Annotated in this window: 26 protein-coding genes; 13 read left to right on the forward strand and 13 right to left on the reverse strand. The window is 58.9% G+C overall.

Features of this window, described 5'->3' with window-relative positions:
* Positions 1-6: 6 nt before the first annotated feature.
* The 8 genes from nth to metG are packed head-to-tail and all read right to left on the reverse strand — an operon-like array spanning position 7 to position 8,221.
* Positions 7-645, reverse strand: a complete 639-nt coding sequence (nth, locus tag JIF53_RS02285) for an endonuclease III (RefSeq protein WP_011784448.1) — start codon at positions 643-645, stop codon at positions 7-9.
* Between the two features lie 16 nt (positions 646-661).
* The gene (locus JIF53_RS02290) at positions 662-1,378 is read right to left on the reverse strand and encodes an electron transport complex subunit E (RefSeq protein ID WP_011784449.1); all 717 of its coding nucleotides are present in this window, start codon (positions 1,376-1,378) and stop codon (positions 662-664) included.
* 2 nt (positions 1,379-1,380) lie between these two features.
* A complete protein-coding gene (rsxG, locus tag JIF53_RS02295) occupies positions 1,381-2,082 on the reverse strand; it encodes an electron transport complex subunit RsxG (protein ID WP_011784450.1) in 702 nt (233 codons plus the stop codon).
* A 2-nt stretch (positions 2,083-2,084) separates the two neighbouring features.
* Positions 2,085-3,137, reverse strand: a complete 1,053-nt coding sequence (gene rsxD, locus JIF53_RS02300) for an electron transport complex subunit RsxD (RefSeq protein ID WP_011784451.1) — start codon at positions 3,135-3,137, stop codon at positions 2,085-2,087.
* 20 nt (positions 3,138-3,157) lie between these two features.
* Positions 3,158-4,987, reverse strand: a complete 1,830-nt coding sequence (gene rsxC / locus JIF53_RS02305; protein ID WP_011784452.1) for an electron transport complex subunit RsxC — start codon at positions 4,985-4,987, stop codon at positions 3,158-3,160.
* Entirely contained in the window at positions 4,987-5,565 is a 579-nt protein-coding gene (rsxB, locus tag JIF53_RS02310; RefSeq protein WP_199451764.1) for an electron transport complex subunit RsxB, read from the reverse strand. The genes rsxC and rsxB overlap by 1 nt, the downstream gene beginning before the upstream one ends.
* A 15-nt stretch (positions 5,566-5,580) precedes the next feature.
* Positions 5,581-6,162 (reverse strand): electron transport complex subunit RsxA, encoded by a 582-nt coding sequence (gene rsxA / locus JIF53_RS02315; RefSeq protein WP_022990084.1) that lies wholly within the window; start codon positions 6,160-6,162, stop codon positions 5,581-5,583.
* 22 nt (positions 6,163-6,184) lie between these two features.
* A complete protein-coding gene (gene metG / locus JIF53_RS02320; protein WP_011784455.1) occupies positions 6,185-8,221 on the reverse strand; it encodes a methionine--tRNA ligase in 2,037 nt (678 codons plus the stop codon).
* A 180-nt stretch (positions 8,222-8,401) separates the two neighbouring features.
* Here metG and apbC point away from each other — a divergent pair, with 180 nt between their 5' ends.
* The 4 genes from apbC (at position 8,402) to JIF53_RS02340 (ending at position 12,346) form a co-directional block, all read left to right on the forward strand.
* Positions 8,402-9,502, forward strand: a complete 1,101-nt coding sequence (apbC, locus tag JIF53_RS02325) for an iron-sulfur cluster carrier protein ApbC (protein ID WP_041656205.1) — start codon at positions 8,402-8,404, stop codon at positions 9,500-9,502.
* A gap of 340 nt (positions 9,503-9,842) precedes the next feature.
* Positions 9,843-10,409, forward strand: a complete 567-nt coding sequence (gene dcd, locus JIF53_RS02330) for a dCTP deaminase (RefSeq protein ID WP_011784457.1) — start codon at positions 9,843-9,845, stop codon at positions 10,407-10,409.
* On the forward strand, positions 10,406-11,005 hold the full coding sequence (locus JIF53_RS02335) for a YjaG family protein (protein WP_011784458.1): 600 nt from the start codon (positions 10,406-10,408) through the stop codon (positions 11,003-11,005). Before dcd ends, JIF53_RS02335 begins: the two co-directional genes overlap by 4 nt.
* 63 nt (positions 11,006-11,068) lie before the next feature.
* Positions 11,069-12,346 (forward strand): valine--pyruvate transaminase, encoded by a 1,278-nt coding sequence (locus JIF53_RS02340; RefSeq protein ID WP_199451765.1) that lies wholly within the window; start codon positions 11,069-11,071, stop codon positions 12,344-12,346.
* Here the strand turns inward: JIF53_RS02340 and JIF53_RS02345 are convergent.
* The 3 genes from JIF53_RS02345 to purM all read right to left on the reverse strand — a co-directional run bounded on the left by JIF53_RS02345 (position 12,343) and on the right by purM (position 14,880).
* Positions 12,343-13,083: a DUF3108 domain-containing protein gene (locus JIF53_RS02345; protein ID WP_199451766.1), complete on the reverse strand. Its 741-nt coding sequence runs from the start codon at positions 13,081-13,083 to the stop codon at positions 12,343-12,345. The two genes, JIF53_RS02340 and JIF53_RS02345, sit on opposite strands and share 4 nt — an antisense overlap.
* Before the next feature lie 73 nt (positions 13,084-13,156).
* Entirely contained in the window at positions 13,157-13,819 is a 663-nt protein-coding gene (gene purN, locus JIF53_RS02350) for a phosphoribosylglycinamide formyltransferase (RefSeq protein WP_014421897.1), read from the reverse strand.
* Positions 13,816-14,880, reverse strand: a complete 1,065-nt coding sequence (gene purM, locus JIF53_RS02355; RefSeq protein ID WP_199451767.1) for a phosphoribosylformylglycinamidine cyclo-ligase — start codon at positions 14,878-14,880, stop codon at positions 13,816-13,818. Before purM ends, purN begins: the two co-directional genes overlap by 4 nt.
* A 188-nt stretch (positions 14,881-15,068) precedes the next feature.
* On the opposite strand from purM, the gene JIF53_RS02360 reads away from it, so the two are divergent.
* From JIF53_RS02360 to JIF53_RS02380, 5 genes are read left to right on the forward strand one after another with little or no spacing between them, the layout of a single operon-like run.
* A complete protein-coding gene (locus JIF53_RS02360) occupies positions 15,069-16,388 on the forward strand; it encodes a DUF2066 domain-containing protein (protein WP_153741331.1) in 1,320 nt (439 codons plus the stop codon).
* A 21-nt stretch (positions 16,389-16,409) separates the two neighbouring features.
* Positions 16,410-16,970, forward strand: coding sequence for a CDP-alcohol phosphatidyltransferase family protein (locus JIF53_RS02365; RefSeq protein ID WP_011784464.1), 561 nt, complete (start codon positions 16,410-16,412; stop codon positions 16,968-16,970).
* The gene (hda, locus tag JIF53_RS02370; protein ID WP_153741332.1) at positions 16,967-17,665 is read left to right on the forward strand and encodes a DnaA regulatory inactivator Hda; all 699 of its coding nucleotides are present in this window, start codon (positions 16,967-16,969) and stop codon (positions 17,663-17,665) included. Before JIF53_RS02365 ends, hda begins: the two co-directional genes overlap by 4 nt.
* A 43-nt stretch (positions 17,666-17,708) precedes the next feature.
* Positions 17,709-18,506, forward strand: coding sequence for a ParA family protein (locus tag JIF53_RS02375; protein WP_011784466.1), 798 nt, complete (start codon positions 17,709-17,711; stop codon positions 18,504-18,506).
* Between the two features lie 10 nt (positions 18,507-18,516).
* Positions 18,517-18,858, forward strand: coding sequence for a YqcC family protein (locus tag JIF53_RS02380; RefSeq protein ID WP_022991712.1), 342 nt, complete (start codon positions 18,517-18,519; stop codon positions 18,856-18,858).
* A 16-nt stretch (positions 18,859-18,874) separates the two neighbouring features.
* Here JIF53_RS02380 and nadC read toward each other — a convergent pair whose 3' ends face one another.
* Positions 18,875-19,714 carry a carboxylating nicotinate-nucleotide diphosphorylase gene (gene nadC / locus JIF53_RS02385; protein WP_023011365.1) on the reverse strand — a complete coding sequence of 280 codons (840 nt, stop codon included), beginning with the start codon at positions 19,712-19,714 and terminating at the stop codon, positions 18,875-18,877.
* Positions 19,715-19,937: 223 nt separating this feature from the next.
* Between nadC and JIF53_RS02390 the strand changes: the two genes are divergently transcribed.
* The 4 genes from JIF53_RS02390 (at position 19,938) to JIF53_RS02405 (ending at position 25,989) form a co-directional block, all read left to right on the forward strand.
* Positions 19,938-22,238, forward strand: a complete 2,301-nt coding sequence (locus JIF53_RS02390; protein WP_153741334.1) for a DUF1631 domain-containing protein — start codon at positions 19,938-19,940, stop codon at positions 22,236-22,238.
* A 105-nt stretch (positions 22,239-22,343) separates the two neighbouring features.
* Entirely contained in the window at positions 22,344-22,955 is a 612-nt protein-coding gene (gene ampD / locus JIF53_RS02395; RefSeq protein ID WP_114435067.1) for a 1,6-anhydro-N-acetylmuramyl-L-alanine amidase AmpD, read from the forward strand.
* Entirely contained in the window at positions 22,955-23,842 is an 888-nt protein-coding gene (locus JIF53_RS02400; RefSeq protein ID WP_199451768.1) for a histidine kinase, read from the forward strand. The genes ampD and JIF53_RS02400 overlap by 1 nt, the downstream gene beginning before the upstream one ends.
* 116 nt (positions 23,843-23,958) lie before the next feature.
* Positions 23,959-25,989, forward strand: a complete 2,031-nt coding sequence (locus JIF53_RS02405; RefSeq protein WP_011784472.1) for a methyl-accepting chemotaxis protein — start codon at positions 23,959-23,961, stop codon at positions 25,987-25,989.
* Between the two features lie 30 nt (positions 25,990-26,019).
* On the opposite strand, the gene JIF53_RS02410 is transcribed toward JIF53_RS02405, so the two are convergent.
* Positions 26,020-26,577 carry a cob(I)yrinic acid a,c-diamide adenosyltransferase gene (locus JIF53_RS02410; RefSeq protein WP_011784473.1) on the reverse strand — a complete coding sequence of 186 codons (558 nt, stop codon included), beginning with the start codon at positions 26,575-26,577 and terminating at the stop codon, positions 26,020-26,022.
* Positions 26,578-26,592: the final 15 nt, after the last annotated feature.

Genomic DNA, 26,592 nt, shown 5'->3' on the forward strand with positions numbered 1-26,592 from the left:
GACAGTCTACTGGTAGTCCCGCTTCTGCTTGAATTCGCACAGATCCTCAATAATGCAGGCGCCACATTTTGGCTTTCGGGCTGTGCAGGTATACCGGCCGTGAAGGATCAGCCAGTGGTGAGCGTCCATCAGGAACTCTTTCGGCACCAGCCTGAGCAAGCGTTTCTCGACTTCCAGTACATTCTTGCCCGGCGCGATACCGGTACGGTTGGAGACCCGGAAAATGTGGGTGTCCACGGCCATGGCTGGCTGCCGGAACGCTGTGTTCAGCACCACATTAGCCGTTTTACGGCCGACGCCGGGCAAGGCTTCCAGGTCTTCCCGCCGGGCCGGGACTTCACTGCCGTGTTTCTCGATCAGAATGCGGCAGGTCTTGATCACATTCTCGGCCTTGCTGTTAAACAGCCCGATGGTCTTGATGTATTCCTTCAGGCCGTCAACGCCCAGGGCAAGAATGGCCTCGGGCGTGTTCGCTACCGGGAACAGCTTGTCGGTGGCCTTGTTCACGCCTACGTCTGTGGCTTGAGCGGAGAGAATGACCGCAATCAGTAGCTCAAATGGCGTGCTGTAATTGAGCTCCGTGGTCGGATTGGGGTTAGCGTCCCGCAACCGGGAGAAAATCTCGGTACGTTTTTCTTTGTTCATGCTGGCCCGATCTGGTTCAGGAAATAGTGCCGGTTACGCGCACCCGTTTGCTACCTGTGCTGGCCGGAGCGGGTTCGGCGGCTTTTCTGCGTTCTTTGAGGTGATTGTCGATGCCGTTCTTCAGGGCAATCAACAACCCGAGGCCCACAAAGGCGCCCGGTGGAAGCACCATGAACAGCATGTCGGGGTACTGTTCGAGCGGCCGGATGACCCAATCCGCCGCCATGGGGCCGAGGAGCAGGTGCATGTCGGCGAACAATGTGCCCTGGCCGATCAGTTCCCTCATAGCGCCCAGGGTCATCAATACCGCAAGGAAGCCGATCCCCATCATGGCGCCGTCCAGAATGGCCGGTAACGGTGGATTCTTGGAAGCAAAGGCATCGGCACGGCCAAGAATGGCGCAATTGGTAACGATCAGCGGGATGAAGATGCCGAGAATCTGGTACAGCTCATAGGTGAACGCTTGCATCAGCAGTTCGGCGCAGGTTACGAACGAGGCAATGATCATGACGAACGCCGGCAGTCGAACGGATTCGCTGACGAAGTTCCGGATAAGGGAGACCGACAGGTTTGAGCCCATTAACACCAATAGTGTGGCCAGGCCCAGGCCGATGGCGTTGACGACCGTGCTGGTGACGGCAAGCAGCGGACACAACCCGAGAACCTGCACCAGGGCAGGGTTGTTGTGCCAGAGGCCATCCTTGATGATTTCGCTGGACGTTTTCGTGCTCATGATCAGGAGTGCTCCGCTGGTTGAGTATCGGCGGCAATGGCTTCCGGAGACAGGCGGCGCTTACCGGGCTCCGGGGGCGCGTTCACCCGTTCGCGGATGATCTCACGGTTCTGGCGAAAATAGACCAGGGTTTTCTGTACCGCTTTCACTACGGCTCTCGGAGTGATGGTGGCTCCGGTGAACTGGTCGAAGATGCCACCGTTCTTCTTCACGTTCCAGGCGTTGGGGGCAGGGTTACCGAGAGACTTCCCGTCAAACCCATAGATCCAGTCAGACTTGCGGGTTTCGATACGATCGCCAAGCCCCGGTGTTTCCTTATGGCTGGTGACCCGAACCCCCAATACCCGGCCTTGAAGATCCAGGCCAACCAACAGGCGGATATTACCGGAGTAGCCGTCTGGTGCCACGGTGGGCAGTATCATGCCGATAGGCCGGCCGTCTTTTCTGGCAACCCAGGCCCGCACGGGGCCTTCAACGGGTAGCCGCTCGCTGGCAGGCAGGGCGACCACATCTTTCAGCAGGTCATTATCATGCTGGCTTTCCGGAATAATCTCGAACAGTGCCCTGGCCTCGGCGCGGGCCGCCTGCTCCTGAATCCGGTCTTTGGTCAGCCCCTGAGTCAGGGCAATGGTGCCGCCGGTAATAATGGCAAACAGGCCCAGGCCGATGGCGCTTCGACGGATGGCGGTGGTTACTGCACTCATGGTCAACCTCCACTCCGGCCCGGGACACCCCGGCGGGCCTTGTGATGGCCGTAAGTGCGGGGTGGTGTGTAATGGTCGATAAACGGGACCGCGAAGTTCATCAGTAGCACGCTGAACGCGACCGCATCGGGATAGTTGCCCCAACTGCGAATCAGGTACACCAGGACACCGATGCCGGCACCGTATATCAGCTTGCCCTGATGGCTGGTGGCTGCCGAAACCGGGTCGGTGGCAATAAAGAACGCGCCAAGCATGGTACCACCGGCCAGCAGGTGCAGTTGCAAAGGCGCGTACTGGTCGGCGTTGCTGCCAAAGGCCAGGCTCATGGCGGCAATACCGGCCAGGAAGGCGACCGGAATATGCCAGGTTATGATTCTAAGGGCGATCAGCAGGACGCCGCCGGCCAGGAAGGCCAGATTGACCCACTCCCAGCCCCGGGCAATCAGGTCGCCAAAGGTGGGGTGGCCGAGCACTTCCACTGACGTGTGACTGGCAATCTTGTGTTTGTATTCGTCCAGCGGTGTTGCCATGGTCCAGCCGTCGACGGCGGTCTGGCCCCCGGTGAAAATCTTCGCGAGGGTCTCACCGAAGCCGGGCGCGCCGCCCCAGAGCGTGGCTGCTTCGGCCCAGTTGGTGGTCATGGCGACCGGAAACGAGATCAATGCCAGGGCATAGCCCACCATGGCCGGGTTAAAGGGATTGGAGCCCAGACCACCGTAAAGCTGCTTGGCCACTACGATTGCTGAGACCACGGCAATACCGGAGACCCACCAGGGCGTGAACTGGGGCAGGGATAGCCCGAGCAGCAGGCCGGTGACCGCCGCGGTGTTGTCACGCAGGAAAAAGGCGACGGGTTTGCCGCGCAGCTTCAGGAAGGCGGCTTCAGAGCCCAGCGCCAGGGCAATGCACCAGACGACATTGATCAGGTTGCCCCAGCCAAAGAACAGAGTCTGGGCCAGCAGGCCGGGCAGAGCGGCCAGAATGACCCAGAGCATGACCCGTGACGTGGGCCGCGCGCGACGAGCATGGGGTGAGGACTGTTGAACAAGAGCCATGAAGTTCCAGCCTGATTGAATTATTGAGACGACGCGGGTTCTTCCGCCACTTGCTTGCGAGCCTGATCAAGCGCCTGCTGAGCCCGTTGCACCCGATCATGGTTCTTGGCGACAGCACGTTCCAGTTTCTCAACATTATCCGCCTGCTGAGACCGGGCCTCATCGAGCATGCCCTGCATGGTGTTGAGCTTGGCTTCTGCCTGGGTGAGTTGCTTCTCCAGCGCCTCTATGTCGGGTTTGTCATCGGCCACTTCAGTGCTGCTCGGTACCGGTTGCTCTTTGGTGTCGGCGGCTGTTTTGGCCTTCTTGCGTTCCAGGGCCTGCTGTACCAGGGCGGCTTTGGCTGCCCGGTCGTCGCTTGCCTGGCCATCGGCGGCGGCCATTTCTGCTTCCGCCTGCTTTTTGGCCTGAGCTTCGGCAGCAGCCTTGGCCCGCTCCTTGCGCCGTAATTCCTTTTCCTGTTGCTCCCGTTCCAGGCGGGCCTGACGTGCCTCGAAGCGCTCGCGAGCGCGATCCGCTTTCAGCTGTTCCGCGCGCTGGGTGCGAATCTCGCCTTTGGCAAACCGATAGTACTGGACCAACGGAATGGAGCTGGGGCAGACGTAGGAACAGGCTCCGCATTCGATGCAGTCGAACAGGTTCAGGTGTTCTGCTTTCTCGAATTCACCCGCCTTGGAATACCAGAACAATTGCTGCGGCAACAGTTCCATGGGGCACGCCTCGGCGCACTGTCCACAACGGATGCACGGCTGCTCTGGCGGCGGAGCCGGCAGTTCTGCCGCGGTTGCCGCGATCACGCAGTTGGTGGTTTTTACCACGGGCACGGAATCGGTGGTCAGGGTATACCCCATCATGGGGCCGCCAAGAATCAGCCGCTCAAGACGTTCCTGCGCCATCCCTGCCGTTTCGAGCAGGTGATGGATCGGCGTGCCAATCAGGACTTCAAAATTGCCGGGTTCCCGCACGGCCTCGCCGGTAACGGTTACCACACGGGATATCAGCGGCTTGCCCTCAAAGACAGCACGGCCCACGGCGACGGCAGTTCCGATGTTCTGGCACATCACCCCGATATCGGCAGGAATACCGCCACTGGGGACTTCCTGGCCGGTCAGAATCTGTATCAATTGTTTTTCACCACCAGACGGGTACTTGGTGGGCACCACCGCAATTTCAATCTGAGTGCCCGCCACCGCCTTGCGCATGGCGGCAATGGCCTCGGGCTTGTTGTCTTCAATGCCGACAACGCACCGGGAAGGCCGGAGAATCCACGCCATCACTTTCAGGCCGGCAACCACCTCGGCGGCCTGCTCGCGCATGGTCATGTCATCGGCGGTGATGTAGGGCTCGCACTCCGCGCCGTTGAGAATCAGGGTATCGACCTTGCGATCCCTTGGTGGCCTCAGCTTGATATCGGTAGGGAAACCGGCGCCCCCCATGCCGGAAATGCCGGCCTCGCGAATTCGCTGCAGCACCGCTTCCCGGTCAAGTTGTTTGTAATCGTCAATCGGTGACAGGGCGCACCACTGGTCTTCGCCATCCGGTTTCAGTACCACGCACCAGTCCGCCATACCGGACGGGTGGGGAACCGGACGCTGTTCAATGGCTTCGATCACCCCCGAAGTGGGAGCATGCACCGGCACACCCATGCCATTGGTAACGTCTGCGATTTTCTGACCTTTCAGCACCCGGTCGCCCACCGCAACCACCAACTCTGCCGGTTCGCCGATGTGTTGTTGCAATGGCAATACCAGGCGATCGGGCATGGCGCCCTTGCGGATCGGGCGGGCCGTGGACTGATGCTTGTTCTCGGGCGGATGAATGCCGCCGGTGAAATCCCACAGCTGAGTCATCAGGCGCTGGCTCCCTGGCGATCGGTGGCGATGATTTGGGGCGCTGGAGGTGTCCAGGTCCAGGTACGGATATCCGGCTCGATGGTGATCATGTCGATGCAATCCACCGGGCAGGGTTCCACGCACAAGTCACAGCCGGTGCACTCGCTTTCGATGACGGTGTGCATATGCTTGGCGGCCCCGAGGATGGCGTCTACCGGGCAGGCCTGGATGCACTTGGTGCAGCCGATGCATTCATCTTCACGAATGACTGCGACACGCTTGGCCTGTTCAACGCCGTGTTCGGCGTCCAGGGGCTGGGGTTCTACATCCAGCAGGTCTGCCATGGCCTTGATGGTGCTTTCGCCGCCTGGCGGGCACTTGTTGATGGCTTCGCCTTGGGCGATAGCTTCGGCGTAGGGGCGGCAGCCGGGGAAGCCGCACTGGCCGCACTGGGTCTGCGGCAACAGTGAATCGATCTGGTCTACCAGCGGATTGCCTTCAACCCTGAACCGCTCAGCGGCAAACCCCAGCAACCCGCCAAAGACCAGCGCCAGTGCCAGCAGAACCACAACGGCAATCAGAAAGCTTGTCCACATAAAACAATTGCTCCGTCAGACCGTAACCAGGCCGGTAAAGCCCAGAAACGCCAGCGACATGAGACCTGCGGTAATCATACCAATGGCGGCGCCACGAAAGGCAACCGGTACATCAGACACGGCAATCCGCTCGCGCATGGCCGCAAACAGCACCAGCACCAGGGAGAAACCGGCCGCTGCGCCAAAGCCGTACAGCACGGATTCAACGAAGTTGTTGTTTTTATTCAGGTTAAGCAGGGCCACGCCCAGAACCGCGCAGTTGGTGGTAATCAGCGGCAGAAAAATACCGAGTACCCGGTACAGCAAGGGGCTGGTTTTGCGCACCACCATTTCGGTGAACTGAACCACCACCGCAATTACCAGGATGAAGGTGATGGTTTTCAGGAAAGCCAGGTCCAGCGGTGCCAGCAGATAGGTATAGGCCAGGTAACTGCACACCGAAGACAGCGTCAGCACAAATGTGGTGGCCAGCGACATACCCATGGCGGTTTCCAGTTTCCCGGAAACCCCCATGAAGGGGCACAGTCCCAGAAACTGCACCAGCACGAAGTTGTTCACCAGAATGGTGCTGACCAGTATCAGCAAATACTCTGTCATCGGAGCGTCTCAGCCTTGCTGCTTACATTACCCGCATGCCGGGTGTGGCGCCGGAATCCGGAGACAGGATGAAAATCTCTTTGCCACCCGGGCCTGCGGCCAGAACCATACCTTCAGACATGCCGAACTTCATTTTCCGGGGTTTCAGGTTGGCCACCATCACGGTCATACGGCCTTCCAGGTCTTCCGGTTTGTAGGCGGACTTGATACCAGCAAACACGTTGCGTTCGCCATGGCCTATATCAAGTGTCAGGCGAAGAAGCTTGTCTGCGCCTTCCACATGCTCGGCTTTGACGATCTTGGCGACCCGCAGGTCCACCTTGGCAAAGTCGGGGAATTCGATCTCCTCAGCCACAGGTTCCAGGTCTGCGGTCGGCGCCGCTGAGGGCTGACCGACGGCTGCCGGCATTTCTTCTTTCGAAGCGTCCAGCATTTTCTCAATCTGCGCCATATCCACCCGGTTCATCAGCGGCTTGAACTTGTCGATGCCGTGATTTTCCAGCAGGGCGGCGCGGTTGTTCCAGTCCAGGCGGGAGTTCAGGAACGACTGCGCGGCATCTGCTGTCTTCGGCAGCACCGGTGCCAGGTAAGTCATCAGCAGGCGGAACATGTTCAGGGCGTTGGTGCAGATGGCCTGCAGCTTGTCGTCCTGGCCTTCCTGCTTGGCAATCACCCAGGGCTGCTCATCGTTCACATACTGGTTAGCAATGTCTGCCAGCTCCATGATCCGGCGCATGGCACGGCCGAACTCGCGGGCTTCGTAGAACTCGGCGATCTGCTCACCGGCATCGATAAACTCTTTCAGTTTGTCCTGCTCGGTGACCTTGCCCAGCTTGCCGTCGAAGCGCTTGGTAATGAAACCGGCACTGCGGCTGGCGATGTTCACCACCTTGCCGACCAGGTCCGAGTTCACCCGTGCGGCAAAGTCATCCAGGTTCAGGTCCATGTCATCAACGCCACCGGTCAGCTTGGCGGCGAAGTAGTAACGCAGGTATTCCGGGTCCAGGTGATCCAGGTAGGTGCGGGCCATGATGAAGGTACCGCGGGACTTGGACATCTTCTTGCCGTTCACCGTCACGAAGCCATGGGCCCAGACCGCGGTTGGCGTGCGGAAGCCTGCATCGTGCAGCATCGACGGCCAGAACAGGGCATGGAAATTGATGATGTCCTTGCCGATAAAATGGTACACCTCGGCGCTGGAATCCTTCTTCCAGAAATGCTCGAAATCGATGCCTTCGCGGTTGCACAGGTTCTTGAAGCTGGCCAGGTAGCCGATAGGCGCATCCAGCCACACGTAGAAATATTTACCGGGTGCATCCGGAATCTCAAACCCGAAATAGGGCGCATCCCGGCTGATGTCCCACTCCTGCAGGCCCGCATCCAGCCACTCGGCCAGCTTGTTGGCCACCTGGGGTTGCAGAGCACCGCTGCGCGTCCACTTGCTCAGAAAATCGTGGAACTCCGGCAGTTTGAAGAAGTAATGCTCGGATTCCTTTTCCACAGGGGTAGCGCCAGACACCGCAGAGCGGGGATTGATCAGCTCGGCGGGTGTGTAGGTGGCGCCGCAGGCCTCACAGTTATCACCGTACTGGTCTTCGGTTTTGCACTTGGGGCAAGTGCCTTTGATGAAACGATCCGCCAGAAACATCTCTTTTTCCGGATCAAAGAACTGCGTGATCTTGCGCGTGGCAATGTGATCATTGTCCTTGAGCTGGCGGTAGATGTACTCCGAGAAGTACTGATTCTCCTCCGAGTGTGTGGAGTAATAATTGTCGAAACGGATGTGGAAGCCCGCGAAGTCTTCCTGATGCTCCTGACGAATCCGGTCGATCAGCTGCTCCGGGGTAATTCCCTCACGCTCGGCCCGCAGCATAATGGCAGTGCCGTGAGCATCGTCTGCACAAACGTAGTAGCAGTTGTGGCCGCGCATGTTCTGGAAGCGCACCCAGATATCGGTCTGAATGTATTCCAGCAGGTGCCCCAGATGAATGGGCCCGTTGGCGTAGGGCAGGGCGCTGGTAACCAGAATATCGCGCTGTTGCTTGCTCGCTTGCGTCATGGTGATGTCCGAACCTTATGTTGAGTCGGGTTGGAAAGACAAAAACGGGGTTCCGGCGCCAATCGCAATTGATTGTTCCAGGTAAAGACCCCATATGGTCAGAAACGGGCACAGATGATACCTTCCGAGCCATCATTTTTCACCTGCATTCAAGCTTATGAGCTTATTCCGGAGACCCCGATGACCCAGATTTCCCAACAGGCCCTAGAAGCCGCCGTTCGCGAATACCGGGACCCCTACCTGAACAAAGACCTGTACGAACTGGGAGCTGTGAAAAACCTGAGCGCAGACGACAGCGGCAACGTGACCCTGATGGTCGAACTGCCATACCCTTCAAAAGGCATCGCTGGTGGTCTGAAACAGATCGTCGCCAACGCTCTGGAATTTGTCGATGGCGTTGAAAGTGCCGAAGTACACGTAGCCCAGAAAATCCACAGCTACAAAACCAACAAAGACCTGCCGGCCGTCCCCGGTGTGAAAAACATCATCGCCGTCGCCTCCGGCAAAGGCGGCGTGGGCAAATCCACCACCGCCGTCAACCTCGCTCTCGCCTTGCACGCCGAAGGCGCCCGGGTCGGCATCCTTGACGCCGATATCTACGGGCCCAGCATCGGCATGATGCTCGGCGTACCCGAAGGCAAACGCCCGGACGTACGCGAAAACAAATACTTCGTCCCCATGCTGGCCCACGGCCTGCAAGCCAACTCCATGGCCTTCGTCACCACCGACAAAACCCCCATGGTCTGGCGCGGCCCCATGGTCAGCGGTGCGGTGATGCAGTTGCTCCAGCAAACCCTGTGGGATGAACTCGACTACCTCATCATCGACATGCCTCCCGGCACCGGCGACATCCAGCTCACCCTGGCCCGGAAAGTCCCGGTCACCGGCGCCGTCATCGTCACCACCCCCCAGGACATCGCCCTGCTGGACGGCAAAAAAGGCATCGAAATGTTCCGCAAAGTCGACATCCCGGTGCTGGGCGTAGTCGAAAACATGAGCGTCCACATCTGCTCCAACTGCGGCCATGAAGAGCCCCTCTTCGGCCACGGTGGCGGCGAACGCATCGCGGAAGAATACGAAACCGCCCTCCTGGGCCAGCTACCCCTGCACATGACCATCCGCGAGCAGACCGACAGCGGCGCCCCGACTGTGGTCGCCGAGCCGGATTCGGAAGTGGCAAGACGCTACCGCGACATCGCCAGAAGGGTGGGGGCGGAGCTGTCCACCCGCGAGCGGAATCTTGGTGGGACGATTTCCAGTGTCTCCGTGACGGAGCATTAACCAAGACCGGGTACAGAGGGACTCCAGCTCCATAGTCTGTTCGCGGCATCAGGCCCTTCTGTCCAAAAATGTCGGAGGCCATGGATGGCCGGAGAGAAGCGCACATGGGTGAGGCAAGCGTTTATGAAGCAAAGCTTCATGCGCCGCCGAACGACAGCAATCTATGATTGCTGGCTGGACCCGCTTGCGGGTGCTCGTAGCGGTTTTTGGACAGAAGGGCCTGATGGCGCAGCCCCCAGTGCGCGGTGTTGGGCAACCAGTCCTATATCTTCGACAGTCACCGCACGACAAGGTAAACTACGCCCCAATTTTCCCACCAGCTGGAAACGAGAATTCACCCATGAGCATCAAATCCGACAAGTGGATCCGCCGGATGTCCGAACAGCACGGCATGATCGAACCCTTCGAAGCCGGACAAGTTCGGGAAAGCGAAAAAGGCCGCGTCATCTCCTACGGCACCTCAAGCTACGGCTACGACGTACGTTGCAGCAACGAATTCAAAATCTTCACCAACGTCCACAGCGCCACCGTAGACCCGAAGAACTTCGACGAAAACAGCTTCGTCAACTACACCGGCGACGTCTGCATCATCCCGCCGAACAGCTTCGCCCTGGCGCGCACCGTTGAATACTTCCGCATCCCCAGAAGCGTACTCACTATCTGCCTGGGCAAAAGCACCTATGCACGCTGCGGCATCATCGTGAACGTCACCCCGCTGGAGCCGGAGTGGGAAGGTCAGGTAACCTTGGAATTCTCCAACACCACCAATTTGCCAGCGAAAATCTACGCCAACGAAGGCGTTGCCCAGATGCTGTTCTTCGAATCCGACGAAATCTGTGAAACCAGCTACAAAGACCGCGGCGGCAAGTACCTTGGCCAGACCGGCGTGACCCTGCCCAGGACATGAACGCCAACCAGTTTCTCAAAGCCGTCTCACAGCTGCAGGGCTGGCGCGAATGCGCCTTCCTGCTGGCCCTGGCCGAACGCTCCTTTCCCAACTACGCCCTGTTCGCCGACGCCGTTGGCCTGAAAACCGGCGGCAAGATGCGCCAGTTGCTCGATCTGGCCTGGGACATGCTCCAGAAAGACGTGGCCGATGCCGCAATTCCGCAGCTGCTCAGTAAGCTAGAAACCCTGTGCCCCAATGTGGATGAGTACGATGCCTACGGTGTCTACCCAGCCTTCGATTTCTGCCAGTTGCTTGAGCAGGCGCTGCTGAACCGCCTGAATCCGAACAAGCATCGCGCCACCGAAGCTTCCCAGTTGGCGACCCGCACCGTCATGGATTTTGTTGAAATGTCCGAAGGTGAGGGAATGGATGAAAACGAACTGGTGCGCGTGTTTGAACACCACCCCCTGCTCAAGGACGACAAACTGTTTCAGCGTGACACCGTCATGGCGCTGAAAAAGCAGCGAACACCCAAAGAAGCCTTCCTGGCTGAACTCCGAGCCGGTGCCGCCAACGACGGTGTCAGCAATCTGGGAATCTCCCTGGAAGGCTGACATAAGGCAACCAAGCTACACTGCCTGTAACCTCCCTCAGTACTTTATTGAACGGAATGAATCATGAAACTCTCTGCTTTCGGTCGTAAATTCACCGCTGATGCCGGCATTACTTCCCTGATGGACGATCTCGGGAATGCCATGGCCTCCGGTGAGGACATGATCATGATGGGCGGTGGTAACCCCGGCCACATTCCGGAGATCCAGCAGAGAGTTCAGAGCATTCTGGCGGAGATGGCCTCCAGTGAAGCGGACGTACGTCGGCTGGTGGGTATTTACGACCCCCCTCAGGGGGAAAAACAGTTTATTGCCTCCCTGGCCCAGTTGCTGAATCAGGAATACGGCTGGGGCCTGAAGCCCGAAAACATTGCGCTGACCAACGGCAGTCAGGCTGCCTTCTTCATGCTTTTCAACATGTTTGGTGGTGACTACGGTGATGGACATCGCAAGCATATCCTGTTGCCGCTGGCGCCTGAATACATTGGCTACGCCGATGCCGGCATTGAGCAAGGGCTGTTCCACGCGGTACAGCCGGACATCTCCTTCACCGATGCCCATGAATTCAAATATCGGGTGGATTTTGAGGCCGTGGAGGTGACCGGAGAAACCGGCGCTATCTGTGTATCCCGGCCCACAAACCCCACGGGAAACGTCATCACCGATGAGGAGTTGGCCCGGCTGGAAGAACTGGCCCGGCAAAACGATATTCCGCTGATTGTCGACGGAGCCTATGGAACGCCATTTCCGAGCCTGCTGTTTGTCGACGCGCAGCCGAGCTGGAACGAGCAGGTTATCCTGTGTCTGAGCCTGTCAAAGCTGGGCTTGCCGGCGGCGCGAACCGGGATTGTTATTGCCGAAGAGTCCATTATCAAGGCATTGTCGGGTATCAACGCCATCATGAACCTGGCCACCGGAAGCTTTGGTGCGATGCTGGCAGAACCGCTGGTGCGCTCCGGAGAGATTCTGTCCCTGAGCCGGGATGTGGTTTGCCCGTTCTATAAAGCAAAAATGGAGCGGGCGGTATCGGTGTTCCGGGACGCCATGGGCGAAGACAGTTGCCGCTGGTACATCCACAAGCCCGAAGGCGCCATGTTCCTGTGGCTCTGGTTCCCGGATTTGCCAGTCTCCAGTCTGGAGCTTTATCAGCGCCTCAAGGCTCGGGGTGTGCTGGTGGTCTCCGGGCATTATTTCTTCCCGGGCTTGCCCGAGGATGGCTGGCGTCATCGCCATGAGTGCCTCAGGGTCACCTATTCGCAGGACGATGCCCGGGTGGCTGAGGGCCTGAGAATCATTGCTGAAGAAGTAAAAGCGGTGTGGGCCGAGCAGGGACTGGCCGGTTAGTCGGCCAGTGTCGCGTCTTTGAGTTTCAGCTCGTACTCGCTGCCGTCCGGCTCTACCTGGAGCAGGCGAACCAGCAGGTAATCCCGGGCCGGATCAAACCACATCAGGGTCTGGCGTTTGGAGTCTTCGTCCCGGACCTTTTCCGCCTTCAGGGTGTTCATGGTGCGGCCATTGTCGCCCAGGCTATCTTCGTCGATGACAGCAAAGCGGTCGTCGTCGTAATCCCCCTTGTCCAGCACCTGGTAGGTGACATCGCGTTTGCCCGCCTTGAGATCCTGATGGAGCTGTAACTGGTAGCCCAGTGGGTCCAGGGTCTTATCCCGCAACTCGACTTCAAACTTCTCGCCGCGATAGCTGCCGGTGGCAGTGCCTGCCTGCCAGTCAAAATCAATGGACTGTTTGCGATCCTTGATCAGGAAGCCGGAGAGGTGATAGCGGTAGCGCAGGGGAATTACCTGGCCATTTTCCCAGCGAAAAATCAGTGATTCGTTGATATCGGCGATGAAGGAGTCGACATCCGTACGGTAGAGCCAGACGTTATTGCCCTGGTCTGTCAGTTCCCGAACACCTTCGCCGTTGAGGCTGACGCCCTTGGACATGGAGGCGGTGTAGCGGGCCTCATAGGGTGCCAGAGGGGCATAATCAACATCGCCGGCGGACGCCGGCAGTGCAATCATGCCGGCAATTAGGGCTGCCCAGAGCTGAAAACGTGGTTTGTGGGGGGTGTCTGTGTGCATCAAAAAGCCTCTTTGACCGTCTACGCTAGCGACAGTGTAGTTGGTTCGGCGAGGCCTTGTGATGACAATCTGTTCAGTTCGCCGGCAGTCGCATGGGACGCTCGATGGGCGCGCCGTCAAACAGAACGCCCTCAGCGCCCAGCTGTATGCGACCCTCGCAGAACCAGCGCACGACGATGGGGTAGAGCACGTGCTCCTGTTGCTGAACTTTTTCCGCCAGGGACTCCGGAGTGTCATCCTCTGCCACGGCAACTTCCGCCTGGGCGATGACGGGCCCGCCGTCCAGTTCCTCGGTCACAAAGTGAATGGATACACCGTGGGTGCGGTCACCGGCTTCCAGGACCCTTTGGTGGGTGTTCAGTCCGGTGTAGGCCGGCAACAGGGACGGGTGAATGTTAAGCATTCGGCCACGGAATGCGCGGACAAAGTCGCTGGTCAGAATCCGCATGAAGCCGGCCAGCACTACCAGATCCGGATTGTGGCGAAGGATTTCGGCCAGCAGGGCGGCGTCGAATTCTTCTCGGGAGCCGTATTTTGTATGGTCGACCACAAAGGTGGTGAGATTGGCCTGGGCGGCGCGCTCCAGGGCAAACGCGCCCGGTTTGTTGCAGCCAACGGCAATGATCTCACCCGGAAAGTCGCGTTCACGGGTGGCGTCGATCAAAGCCTGCAGGTTGGTGCCGCTGCCAGAGGCGAGCACCAGGATCTTCGGAACGGGGGCCGGATCTGCCTTCATGCCGTCAAAAGCCCCGGTGCGTAGCGAACAACGGGCTCAGCATCGCTGGATTCGGCTACTTCCATTACGCCGATCTGCCATACCTTTTCACCCATGGCATTCAGGGTGTCCATGGCCAGTGCCTTCTGGTCTTCCGGTACACAGATGACCATGCCGATACCACAGTTAAAGGTGCGATACATTTCCTCCTGGGCTACGCCGCCGGCATTCTGAAGCCACTGGAATACCGGGGGCAGCTCCCAGCTCTGGGTGTCGAGTGCGGCTATGGTGCCCTTGGGCAGTACCCGGGGGATGTTCTCGGGCAGGCCGCCGCCGGTAATGTGCGAAAGGGCCCGAACATCGACTTCGCGAATCAGTTTAAGCAGATTCTTAACATAGATGCGTGTGGGCGCCATCAGGGCGTCGGCCAGTGTGGTGTCGCCCATTGACTGGCTCAGGTCTGCGCCACTGACTTCGATAATCTTGCGAATCAGCGAGTAGCCGTTGGAGTGGGGGCCGGAGGAGCCCAGCGCCAGCAGGGCGTCACCCGGCTGCGCGCGGCTACCGTCAATGATCTTGTCACGCTCCACAATGCCTACACAGAAGCCGGCCAGATCGTAATCGTCGCCTTCATACATGCCCGGCATCTCGGCGGTCTCGCCACCAACCAGAGCACATCCGGCCTGCTCACAACCCTGGCCAATGCCTTCTACTACCTGGGCGGCAACGTCAACATTCAGTTTGCCGGTTGCGTAGTAGTCCAGAAAGAACAGAGGCTCGGCGCCACCGACCACCAGGTCATTCACGCACATGGCCACCAGGTCGATGCCGATGCTGTCATGCTTCTGCAGTTGCATGGCAAGCCGAAGCTTAGTGCCTACGCCGTCCGTGCCAGAAACCAGTACGGGCTCTTTGTAGCCTGCCGGAATCGATACCATGGCACCAAAGCCGCCGAGGCCGCCGAGTACTTCCGGGCGACGGGTGCGCGCTGCAGTGCTCTTGATTCGGTTGACAAGATCGTTACCTGCGTCGATGTCCACGCCGGCATCGCGGTAGGTCAGGGAGGGCTTCTGTTCGCTCATGGAAAATAACCGTAGGCCTGTGAGTCAAGGCGCGGATTTTAACAGGTGCGCACGGGGGCTCCAAATGGAATTGGGAGCACAGGCAATATTGCCGGTTTCAGATTGCCTGACTGCAACCTGTGCTTGCTACTCTCGGCTCTGGTGATGGTGTATCCTGTGCGCCAACCATGGGAATGGCAAGGTGTTTCATGACCGAATCAGTGAAAACAGCCAGGAACGGGCGAGTTGCTGCGTTTCTGTTGGCGGCAGTATGTTGGGTACTCTCGGCCGGCCCGGCATCGGCGGTCAGCGTGTCGGGACTTTACACGGCCGATGTTCCGGTTGCAGGCACCTCGGCGGATGCCTTGAAGGCCGGATACGCTGAAGGGCTGCGTCAGGTAATGGTGAGGGTGTCCGGGACCCGTGAGGTGCTGGAACTCGAAGGGATAGACGAGGTACTGGCAGACGCCGAGTCCATGTTGCTGTCTTATCAGGTGAACCGTACCGCGGGGCAGTCGCGTTTGCAGATGAGTTTCGGGGCCGTGGGGGTTAACCGCGCGCTGGCGTCTGTGCAGGCGCCGGTATGGGGCGCCAACCGCCCCCTGACACTGGCCTGGATTGCCGTGGAAGACCGGGGAGACCGGCAATTACTGACCCGTTCAGCAGATTCAGCGGCGGGCAGTAACGAGGGGCTCTGGGCCCAGCATCTCTTATCAGCAGCGGCCGATCGCGGTCTGCCCATCGCCTTCCCGCCGGAGACCTATGCCGGTGACCGGGCCTTGCTGTCGGATTTGTGGGGCCAGTTTGTCGGCCGCATCGAACAAGCTTCAGACGATCTGTCCCACGACGCCCTGGCTCTGGTGCGTATCAGTCGTTCCGGCGGCCAATGGCGCGCAGGCTGGGTGGTTGAAGGCATGGGGCTCGATGCGGGTGAGCAGTCGGTCAATGCCGATACGCCGGAACAGTTGGCGCAAGCTTTGATCGATCGCTGGACAGAGCAATACGCCAGCCGATATGCGGTTACAGCCGGCGAGGCGGGTGAGGCTCCGAAAGTTGATATGGTGCTTGAGGGTGTAACGACGCTGGCAGATTACGGTCAGGTGACCCGGGCCCTACAGGACATGACTCCGGTAGTGTCTGTTGGTGCGTCACGGGTTCGTGGCAACCGGCTGACCGTGGAGGTAGCATTCTCTGGAGAACTTGACCAGTTGAAGGAGCATATCGCGCTGGACGCACGATTTGTGCCGGCGGAGCAGCCTGCAGAGCCGATAACGGCCAGCAAGAACAGCCAGACTGCTGGCTCGGACGGGGATGGTGAGGCGCAAACAGGCGAGCCCGGTTCCCGCAATGAAACCGAAGCACCGGCCGGAACGGATGCGCAGGATAGTGCTTCGACGCCTGGGTTCAGCTATCAGCCCCTGGCTCCGGGCGATGAGCAGGATGCCGAACAGGCTTTTGAGTCTTTGTACCAGGTACTTTATTACCGCTGGCAACCCGCTCCCGGCGCCACTGGCGGCGACCGAAGCTGATGGCTTGATGGAGGCAGCCCGGTGAGTTCTAAGCAGTGGCGCTGGATCCCGAATGCACTGACATTCCTGCGAATGGTGCTGATCGTGCCGTTCGCCGGCGCGCTGCTGGAAGGTAACTATCGGCTGTCTCTGGTGATATTCTTCGTTGCCGCACTGACCGATGCCTTTGACGGGTTTCTGGCCCGTCATTTCAATTGGCGCTCCCGGCTTGGCGCTGTGGCCGACCCTCTCGCGGACAAGGCGCTGTTGATTTCGGCCTACCTCATGCTCACCATTACCGGTGTACTTCCGCTGTGGCTGTTTGCCCTGGTGCTGGGTCGGGATCTTGTCATTGTCTGCGGCGGCCTGGCTTTTCATTACGGCATCGGCCGCTTCGATATGGAACCCAGTATTCCGGGCAAGATCAACACGTTTGTGCAGATACTCGTGGCGCTCGCCATTATCATCCTGCTGGCGGGTTTGCCCATGCAGCCCTGGGTCATCGACACCGGGATCTGGCTGGTTGCCGTCAGCGCGCTGGTGAGCGGGGGGCACTATGTGGCAGTGTGGAGTTTGCGGGCCTGGAGGGCGAAGCGGTCATGAAAGCCTCACAAATGGTATTGGGGGTCAAGCTCCGGGACGATGCCCGCTTCGACAACTTTCACGGCGACCGTAACCGTTCGGCCGCCCAGCGGCTTAAGCTGGTGTGCCGGGAGCCGTCGGGGCTTCCGGTGGTCGTGATCTGTGGCGATTCCGATACCGGTAAAAGCCACTTGTTGCAGGCGATTTGCCATGAGTCCGAGCAAATGGGGAAAACTGCCGTCTGCATCAGCATCGTCGAGTTGTTGCCGTTTGGCCCGGATGCCCTGGCGGGCCTGGACAGTCATGATGTGATCTGTCTTGACGATCTGGAACATGCCGCGGGGGATCCCGGCTGGGAGGAGGCGGTTTTCCACCTGTACAACCGGGTGTTGGACCGCAATGGCCTGCTGGTGGTCAGTCTATCCGAGGTGCCTGCTTCGCTGCCGTTCGGGCTGGCAGACCTGGGATCTCGCCTGGCGCATGGCTTGCTCATTCAGTTGGGCGTGTACCGGGATGAGGACCGGCAGCGAATCCTGATGGCCCGGGCAGAGCAGCGCGGGCTGGTGATGAGTGAGGATGTTGCCGGCTTCATCATGCGCAGGGCCCCTAGAAAGCTGGGTGATCTGCTGGGGCTGCTGGATACATTGGATGAGAATTCGCTGCAGGCCCAGCGACGTTTAACCATTCCGTTTGTTAAAGCTGTGATGGGATGGTAGCGGTAAAGGGATTAATAACGATAAAGGCCATTGGAGAGACGACATGAGACGGGTTGTATTCAATCAGAAAGGTGGCGTTGGCAAGTCCAGTATCACTTGTAATCTGGCGGCCATCAGCGCCGCAAGAGGAAAGCGTACCCTGGTGGTGGATCTGGACCCGCAGGGCAACTCCACCCACTACCTGCTGGGCAAGCCGGCGGCTGAACTGAAAGATACCGTTGCCGATCTGCTGGAGCAGACGGTCGCCTTCAGTGTCTTCAATCGTCGACCTGACGAGTTTGTACACGCCTCGTCATTCGACAACCTGTACGTGTTGCCATCCAGCCCTGAGCTGGATTTTCTGGAACGCAAACTCGAAGCCAAGCACAAGATCTACAAGCTCAGGGAGTTCCTGAAAAAACTCAGCGACAGTTTCGATGAGATCTATATCGATACCGCCCCGGCCCTGAATTTCTACACTCGTTCTGCCCTGATTGCTGCCCAGCGCTGCCTGATCCCGTTCGACTGCGATGATTTCTCCCGCCAGGCGCTCTACAACATCCTCCATGAAATCCGCGAATTGCAGGAGGATCATAATGAGGAGCTGGTTGTTGAGGGCATCATTGCAAACCAGTTCCAGCCAAGGGCGAGCCTGCCCAGGCAGTTGGTCCGGGAGCTGACGGAGGAGGGGTTGCCGGTGCTGCCGGTACGCCTGTCCAGTTCCGTCAAGATGAAAGAATCACACCAGAGTCGCCAACCGCTGATTCACATGGCTCCGAAACACACGCTCACACGCCAGTATGAGGACCTATACCGTGTGCTGCATGGGGAGTCTGTTGAGCTGGAGCCATTGGCAGACTGAGAGGAATCCCATGAGTGAAAAAGCACGCCACCTGGATCAGGTGACCGACGGTTTGCTGCAGATTGAAATTGAACTTCGGCAACTGGGTGTCTGGCAGACAGAAAGCCTGCCACCGGAGGCGTTCCAGAGTACCCAGCCGTTCTGCCTGGATACCATGGACTTCACCCAGTGGCTGCAGTTCGTGTTTCTTGAAAAAATGAAGGCGCTGGTGGAAGCCGGTCACGCGCTGCCAGAGGTATCTGGTATTGCGCCCATGGCAGAAGAGCATTTCCGTGGGCGTGAGCAGTCCGGCCGTGAACTGATCTCAGCGCTTGAGGAGATGGATCGGCTGTTGTCCTCTGGCGGCCGCTGATTATTCCGGGACTGGATTACTCCAGGCGCATGGACAAATCGATGGCTCGTACGTCTTTGGTCAGTGCGCCAATAGAGATGTAATCCACGCCGGTTTCGGCAACGGGCACCAGCGTGTGCGCGTTGATGCCACCGGAAGCTTCAAGGCGGGCTTTTCCGGCATTCCGCTTTACCGCTTCAGCCATGTCGGCAAGCGAGAACTCGTCCAGCATGATGATGTCGGCCCCGGCCTCAAGAGCCTGGTCCAGTTCGGCGAGCGATTCGGTTTCCACTTCCACGGGTTTGCCTGGTGCAATGCGGTGCGCTTCGGCGACCGCATTGGCAATGGAGCCGCAGGCGGCAATGTGGTTTTCCTTGATCAGGAAGGCGTCCCAGAGCCCCAGCCGGTGATTGTCGCAGTCACCGCAAGTCACCGCGTATTTCTGGGCCAGTCGCAGCCCTGGCAGGGTTTTCCTGGTGTCCAGAAGGCGGACGTTGGTATGGGACACCCGGCGAGCGTAATGGGCACAGGCCGTTGCCACGCCAGACAGGGTCTGCAACCAGTTAAGAGCAGCTCGTTCAGCGGTCAGAAGCGAGCGGGCCGGGCCTTGCATGCGGAAAATCACGGCGTTGGCGGGTACGTCGTCGCCATCGTGAAACTGCCACTGAAGTGTCACTGAGGGATCCACCTGGCGAAAAACCTCCTCCACCCAGGCGCTTCCAGCCAGGCGGGCGTCTTCCCGGGTGATTACCCTTGCGGTTGCCAGTTTTTCGGCAGGAATCAGCTGGGCAGTGATGTCGCCATCGCCAATATCTTCCCGCAGACTCTGGGCAACGGATTCGATACGGGCCTGGCGCAGCAGTTCGGCAGAAATCATTGGGACGTCCGGAGGTTGTTGGTGGCTTGGAAAAGTGTGGAGGGCAATTCTACTGCCAGCGCTATCGATTCGCCAAATGGAGGTGTGAGCGGTCTGAAGTGTGATGCAGTTCCTGCTGACACAAAAGGTGACAAATTCTGACACAAGGTGACGACACTCGCCCGTATGATGTAATCCTATAAAGGTTTAAGTACCATCAGCTGTTCGATTCCGGAGCATCCACATGGCGCACGATAACAAGGTAGTCCGCTTGGCCGGTCAGAAGCCGGTGAGCCGGTTCTCGTTACCGGTAGAGCTGGTGCGACTGCGTGACACATCGGGTCAGTCACTCAAGGCGGTACTTGCCAGTTTTTTCGAACAGGCTGACGACAGTTTGTTTGCCCTCGCAGACCGGGCCGGCTCCAACCAGGACCAGACTGCCTACTTCGACGCCATGCGGGAGCTGCGACTGCGCCGGAAGGCAATGACAGTGTCAGTCCTGCAATACGTCAGCCAGGCCTTCAATGAGCTGGGTAAGTTCAAACCTGCCCGCTCCGGTGGTTCACTGGAAGAAGTGGACCAGGACTCCCTCAGCCTGGTGGATCACTCTGATCTTGAACAGCAGGTAGCGATAGATAACCTGACCAATCGCCTGCGGAATCGATACCAGGAGCCGGTAAGGATGTTGGCGGCCCGGATTCGCCATCTCGTTCCGCAACTGGATCTCTCAGACGACCAGATGCCTCTCAGCCCGGAAGTGATCTGCGGTGCCATCTCGGATGCCTGCACCGATCTGGACATTGATATCCGCGCCAAGCTGGTGGTTTTGAAGCTGTTTGAGCGACTGCTGGTGGACAAGCTCAGTGATTTCTACCAGGAATGCAACAAAACCCTGATCGCCGCCGGCGTGCTGCCTGACATGAAGCGGGCTCCGGTGGGTGGTGCTCAGGTAGCGCCGGGTCGCAGTGCGCCAAAGGCAGGCGGTTCGCCAGCGCCCGCCCAGGAAGCCCCGGCTGCCGAAGGTACTGCCAATGGCCATGGACCGTCGCCTACTTTCAGTGAGCTGAGTGCGCTGTTGCACCAGGGAGAGACCAGTAGTGCCGGTATGGCACAAACCGGCGCTGTTCTGGATACCGATCGTCTGATGGCGCGCCTGAACGAACTGCAGGGCGCAGCGCCGCAGGGTGAAGGCGACAATGTGGTGCCTTTGCGCCAGCAGTTACAGCCGCTGTTGCAGGGTCCGGAAGGGAAGCGATTCTCAGTAGGGCAGGTCGACAGTGATGTGATCAACCTGGTCTCAATGCTGTTTGATTTCATTCTCGAAGATCGGCAGTTGCATCCGGTTATGAAGGCGCTGATCGGGCGGCTACAGATTCCGGTGCTCAAGGTCGCACTCAGCGACAAGAACTTTTTCAATCGTGGTGGCCATCCGGTTCGCAAGCTCCTCAACGAACTTGCCCTTGCCGCCATTGGCTGGAGCGAGAAACGTGCCGGAATGCGTGATCCGCTTCGGGAAAAGATTGAGGAAGTGGTGGGTCGGGTGCTCACCGAATACACCGATCAGGTAGGGCTGTTCGAGGAATTGCTGAAGGACTTTGGTCACTTCATGGATCTGGATCGCCGGCGTCGCGAGCTGGTTGAGCAGCGCCTTCGGGATGCCGAAGAAGGACGCGCCCGGCAGGAACGTGCCAGTCAGGCTGCTACCGATGTTATCCGTGAGCACACGGCAGGCCGGGACATTCCCGATCCGGTTTTACAGGTGCTGAACGAGCCCTGGACCCGCTACCTGCAGTGGGTGGTGTTGCGCGAGGGTGAAGAAAGCGAGCGTTGGCTGCAGGCAAAGGCCATCAGCGAGCGGCTGGTGTGGAGTGTTGACCCGCGACCGGTGTCTTCTGATACCCGGGCGGAACTGTTGCGAATGATTCCAGAGGTGGTGGAAGAGCTCCGCAAGGCGCTTCAGGAGATCTCCTGGGATCCGTTTGCAACCGATGCGGCCATCCGGGACCTGGAGCTTGCCCATGTCGATGTTTTCCAGAAACTGGTGACCGCGCCGGTTGTTGAAGACAAGGCACCCACGATTGAGAATTTTGAGGTACCTGAAGCTCCGGCAGAGCCGGCGGAAACTCCCGAGCAATCGGAACCTGCGCCGGAGGTGATTGACGAGGTGACTGAACCTGCGTCAGTCAAGCCTGCTGAGATCTCAGCCGGCGTTGAGACGGCAGCCGTCGCCGAGGAATTCGCGGAGATCCAATCACCAGTAGCGTCGGCGGAATGGCTGGCGAAGGCGGACGGCCTGAGAGTTGGATCCTGGGTTGAGATGGCCAGAGACGAGACCAGGGTCCGTTGCAAGCTGGCGGCCTTCATCAAGGCCACCGGCAAGTACATCTTTGTTAACCGCAGTGGTGCGAAGGTGGCGGAATATCATCGGGATGACCTGGCGATTGCTCTGCAGGAGCAGGCGATCACCATGCTGGATGACGGCCTGATCTTTGATCGGGCGCTGGAGTCCATCATCGACAACCTGCGTCATAACCGAAAAGACTGATCTCCGGTACTGAGTGCCCGCGCAGGGCACCGGCGACGTCGTGGCATCCATGGGCGCTTTGTGATTCAATCATCTGCATGAGTCCCCTGCGCCGATGGAAACACGTTGTCTAGTATCCAGAACGATCATCACCCACACTCCCTGAAAGATGCGGCAGCACTTTTGCGTTCCAGTGGCCGGTTCCCCGGCGTGCGCTGGTGTCCGTCGCCCAATTTTGGTCCCCGCCCGGACGGTTCCTCTATCTCACTGCTGGTGGTTCACAACATCAGCCTGCCGCCGGAACAGTTTGGCGGCCCGCACATCGAGAATTTTTTCTGTAACTGTCTGGATACTGCTGTCCACCCCTATTTTGAAACGATCGCAGAGCTGAAGGTGTCTGCACACGCGTTGATTCGCCGGGATGGTTCCGTTATTCAGTTTGTCAGCTGTCTGGACAGGGCATGGCATGCTGGCCGTTCCAGTTTTCAGGGTAAGGAGGAGTGCAACGACTACTCCATTGGTATCGAGCTCGAAGGTGCGGATGACGTTCCCTATACCGATGATCAGTACCGTGCGCTGGCGCGTCTGGCGCTCCTGGCAATGACAGCCTGGCCGGAAATCACGCCGGGTCGCATTGCCGGCCACAGTGATATTGCTCCGGGCCGAAAAACCGATCCAGGGCCCGCGTTTGAGTGGTCTCGCTTCCGGGCACTGCTGTCGAACGAGGAGATGGCCTGATGTCGTTGGTTGTTTTTCTGATTGCGTACGTGATTCGCCGCAGGCTGGACCGCGCCGACCACCTGGCCAGCGATGAGATCTGGCGTCGCTGGTTTCATCGTTGGGGCCGGGTAGAAGCGGGTCAGGAGCGGTCAGTCTGGAGAGGGGCGCTGCTGGTTGTGTTACCTTCTCTGGCGCTCGCTGGCGCGTGGGCGCTGTCCAGTGAGGCGGGCTACCGCTATGCCCTGTATCCGCTTGAACTGGTGCTGATGGTGGTACTGATGGGAGCGCCGGGCTGGCGCAAGGTGCTGCGAGCCTATTCCGATGCCTGGCGGCGCGGAGATATGCAGGCTGCCTGGCACCATGTTCAAGAGCGCCTGCCCGCCTCCGAAAGAGGAGCGGCGCTATCGCCAGAAGCCATGCACCTGTCGGTGTCGCGGGCGCTGATGGTCTCGGTTTTCGAGCGTTTCTTCCTGGTGGTTTTCTGGTACGCCGTCGGCGGCATAGCGCTGGCTTTTCTGGCTCGCGGGCTTGTAGCTCTGGCGGGCCAATGGCCGCAGGCGGCCGCGCGGGAACGCTATCAGCGGGCGGCCCGGCTTATCGGCTGGATTCCTTCCCGCTTGCTGTCATGCACATTCGGACTCGCCGGTGACCTGGCCGGCTGGTCCCGGGAAATACGCAAGGTATTCCCGGGATTCGGGAAAAAGACCGCGGATGTGCTCATGATTTCCGCCAACGGGTCGTTAACTGGTTATGCACTTGATCCTGCGCGCTTTTCGGAGTTGCACCCGGAAGAGTGGCCCGATTTTGGCGGACGGAGCCTCAGCGCCATAAGGGACCTCCTCAACCGGAGCATGCTGGTGTGGATATGTGCGTTTGCATTGCTGGTGATCGCAGGCATGGCCTAGCCGGAAAGCAAAAACGGATTACAGAATAACACTAAATAGTGATTAAGTTTTTCCGGCAACGGGCGATAATCAAACAAAAGAATAAAGATTCAGTTGTTAGAAGCAGCGAGGGCTCTGTGAACTATATAATCAATCCGGCTGTAGCACTGATGAATCGGCTGCCCATGGTTTACAAATTCAGCCTCATCAGCATTCTCTTTCTTGGCCCTATCATCGTGCTTTGCTGGTTGGTGATTTCCGGGCTCAACCAGTCGGTTCAGACCATGACCCGCGGCATTGAAGGTCTTGCAGAACTCCAGAAGGTGGAACGCCTGCTGGTGGCGTCGATGGATTACCGTGACTATCAGGCCCCTGGCATTCTGAAAGACGAACAACCCCTGCTCGAAAAAGCCAACGAAGCGGCCAGTCGTATGGACGCCCTGTTGGCAGATCTCGCCGAACCACAGCGTTCTTTTGACACCTCCGGCTCCTGGCAGGAGCAGATTCTGGCTGTAAGGGAAGAATGGGAGACGCTCAAAGCCAACGATAACTATCAGGGCAACATTGACCCCCAGTTCAAGTACTACCAGGAATTTGTGCAGAAGGTGATGGCCTTGCTGCCGGCGACCATTGAAATCAGCGGGTTGGGGCAGGATGCGTCCCGGGAAAACCTGCTGCTGTTAGGGCTGGTGCGTTCTGCGTTGCCTGAGTCTCGCACTGTTGTTGGCGGCGCCCGTTCATACGGTATTTTTGCGCTGGTGGAAGGTCAGGTGGGCTATGCACTCAGCGAAACCCTGAATGAAATCTACGATCAGTTGACCAACCGCAGTTCGCTGCTTTCGCCGGCCCTTTCCGTTGCTGTGGAGGCGTCGCCCCAGCTGGCAGAGAGTGCGAGCGGTGCGTTGACCCGCACGGAAGAGAGCCTGATGACAGTGCGTGATGAGCTGGACCTGAATGTCATTACGCCTATGCGCCTGGAGCTGCCCTGGCAGGAATTCGACGAGACCGTATCGGCGCAGATGGGATATTACGATACCCTCAGCGATCGTATCTTCGATGTGGTTGCCGGTAATCTTGAGGATCGCCTGGCTCGCCAGACCGGGCAGCGCACCCTGATTCTGGTGGCGCTGATTGCTGTGATGCTGGTGGTGGTCTACCTCTATGTGGGCTTCTTTATGTCTGTGCGGATTGCCATCAACCGGTTCAGCGAAGCTGCAAGAAATGTGGCCGCCGGCGATATGACCACCCATATCCGGTTGAACAACCGGGACGAACTGGGGGAGCTCACCTCTGAGTTCAACAACATGACCGATCGTATTGCTGAGCTTGTCCGGTCGGTGGGCTCTACAACAGCAGATGTTGATCAGCAGGCGGTCCGGGTGAATGACACCGCATCGGCTAACAGTCAGGCCGTGGCCCGACAGATGGAAGAGACCGGTCAGATCAACGAGGCCATGGGCCAGATGGTGGAAGCGGTCAATGAAGTTACCGAGAGTGCGCACCGGGTGGCGGATAGTGCGGGGAATGCCGAGAAAGATACCGAGAAGGGTCGGGAAGTGGTGGCCGATACGGTGGCGACCATTAACCGGCTGGCTACGGAGATTGCAGGCGCCGTTGATGTCATCAACCGGGTGAGTGCGGACAGTGACAATATCAGTCAGGTTCTGGTTGAGATTAAAGCAATTGCCGAGCAGACCAACCTGCTGGCGCTGAACGCGGCCATCGAGGCAGCGAGGGCGGGAGAACAGGGGCGTGGCTTTGCGGTGGTGGCGGATGAGGTTCGCTCATTGTCCCAGCGTACCCACAAGTCCACTGAGGAAATTGAAGGCATGATTTCCCGGCTTCAGGGTGGTGTAAAAGAGGCGGTATCTGCCATGACCTCAAGTCACGATGCCACGGAGAAGACGGTACAGAAGTCTGGTGAAGTGACCGAAGCGCTGGATCGGATCGCCTCGGGCATTTCCGAAATCGTGGATATGAGCCACCAGATTGCCCAGGCGGCGGAGGAACAGTCGGCCGTGGCCAGGAACGTGAATGCCAACGTGGAGCGCATTGGCGAATTTGGCCAGAGCACTGCCTCCAACGCCGAAGAGACTCTGGCTTCGTCCAGACAGATGTCGGAGCTTACCGCGTCGCTTCAGCGCCTGGTGGAAGCATTCAAGGTGTAATCTGCGGTTGTTGTTGTGAAAAATCCGGCCTCAGAGGCCGGGTTTTTTTTGCTCCCAGAGAATCTCCTGGCTGCCATCCCGGCGAGCCAGCACTCGGGCGATGACAAACAGCAGATCGGATAACCGGTTCAGGTAGTGACGCGAGGCAGTATTGATGGAGTCCTCGTGGCCAAGGGCCACCACCACGCGCTCGGCCCGGCGACAGACCGCCCGTGCCAGATGACATTGTGCTGCGGCAGGGCAGCCCCCGGGCAGGATGAAGTTTTTTAGCGGCGGCAGGTCGGTGTTGTACTCGTCCAGAGTCTGCTCCAGCCACTCAATGTGATTGTCGCTGATCACCTTGCTGCCCGGGATGGCAAATTCGCCGCCCAGATCAAACAGGTGATGCTGAATGCGCCGGAAGGTATCGATCAGACGGTCACCAGAGGGAAGCGTCTCAATCAAAACGCCGATATGGCAATTCAGCTCATCTGCCATACCCATGGCTTCCACTCGCTGGGCATTTTTGGCGATACGGTTGCCATCGGCCAGGCCGGTAGAACCGTCGTCTCCGGTTCGGGTGTAGATCTTCGACAGGCGATTGCCCATGGTCTTGCTCCCTCT

The sequence above is a fragment of the Marinobacter sp. bablab_jr008 genome (genome assembly GCF_016464145.1).
GTDB lineage: Bacteria > Pseudomonadota > Gammaproteobacteria > Pseudomonadales > Oleiphilaceae > Marinobacter > Marinobacter nauticus.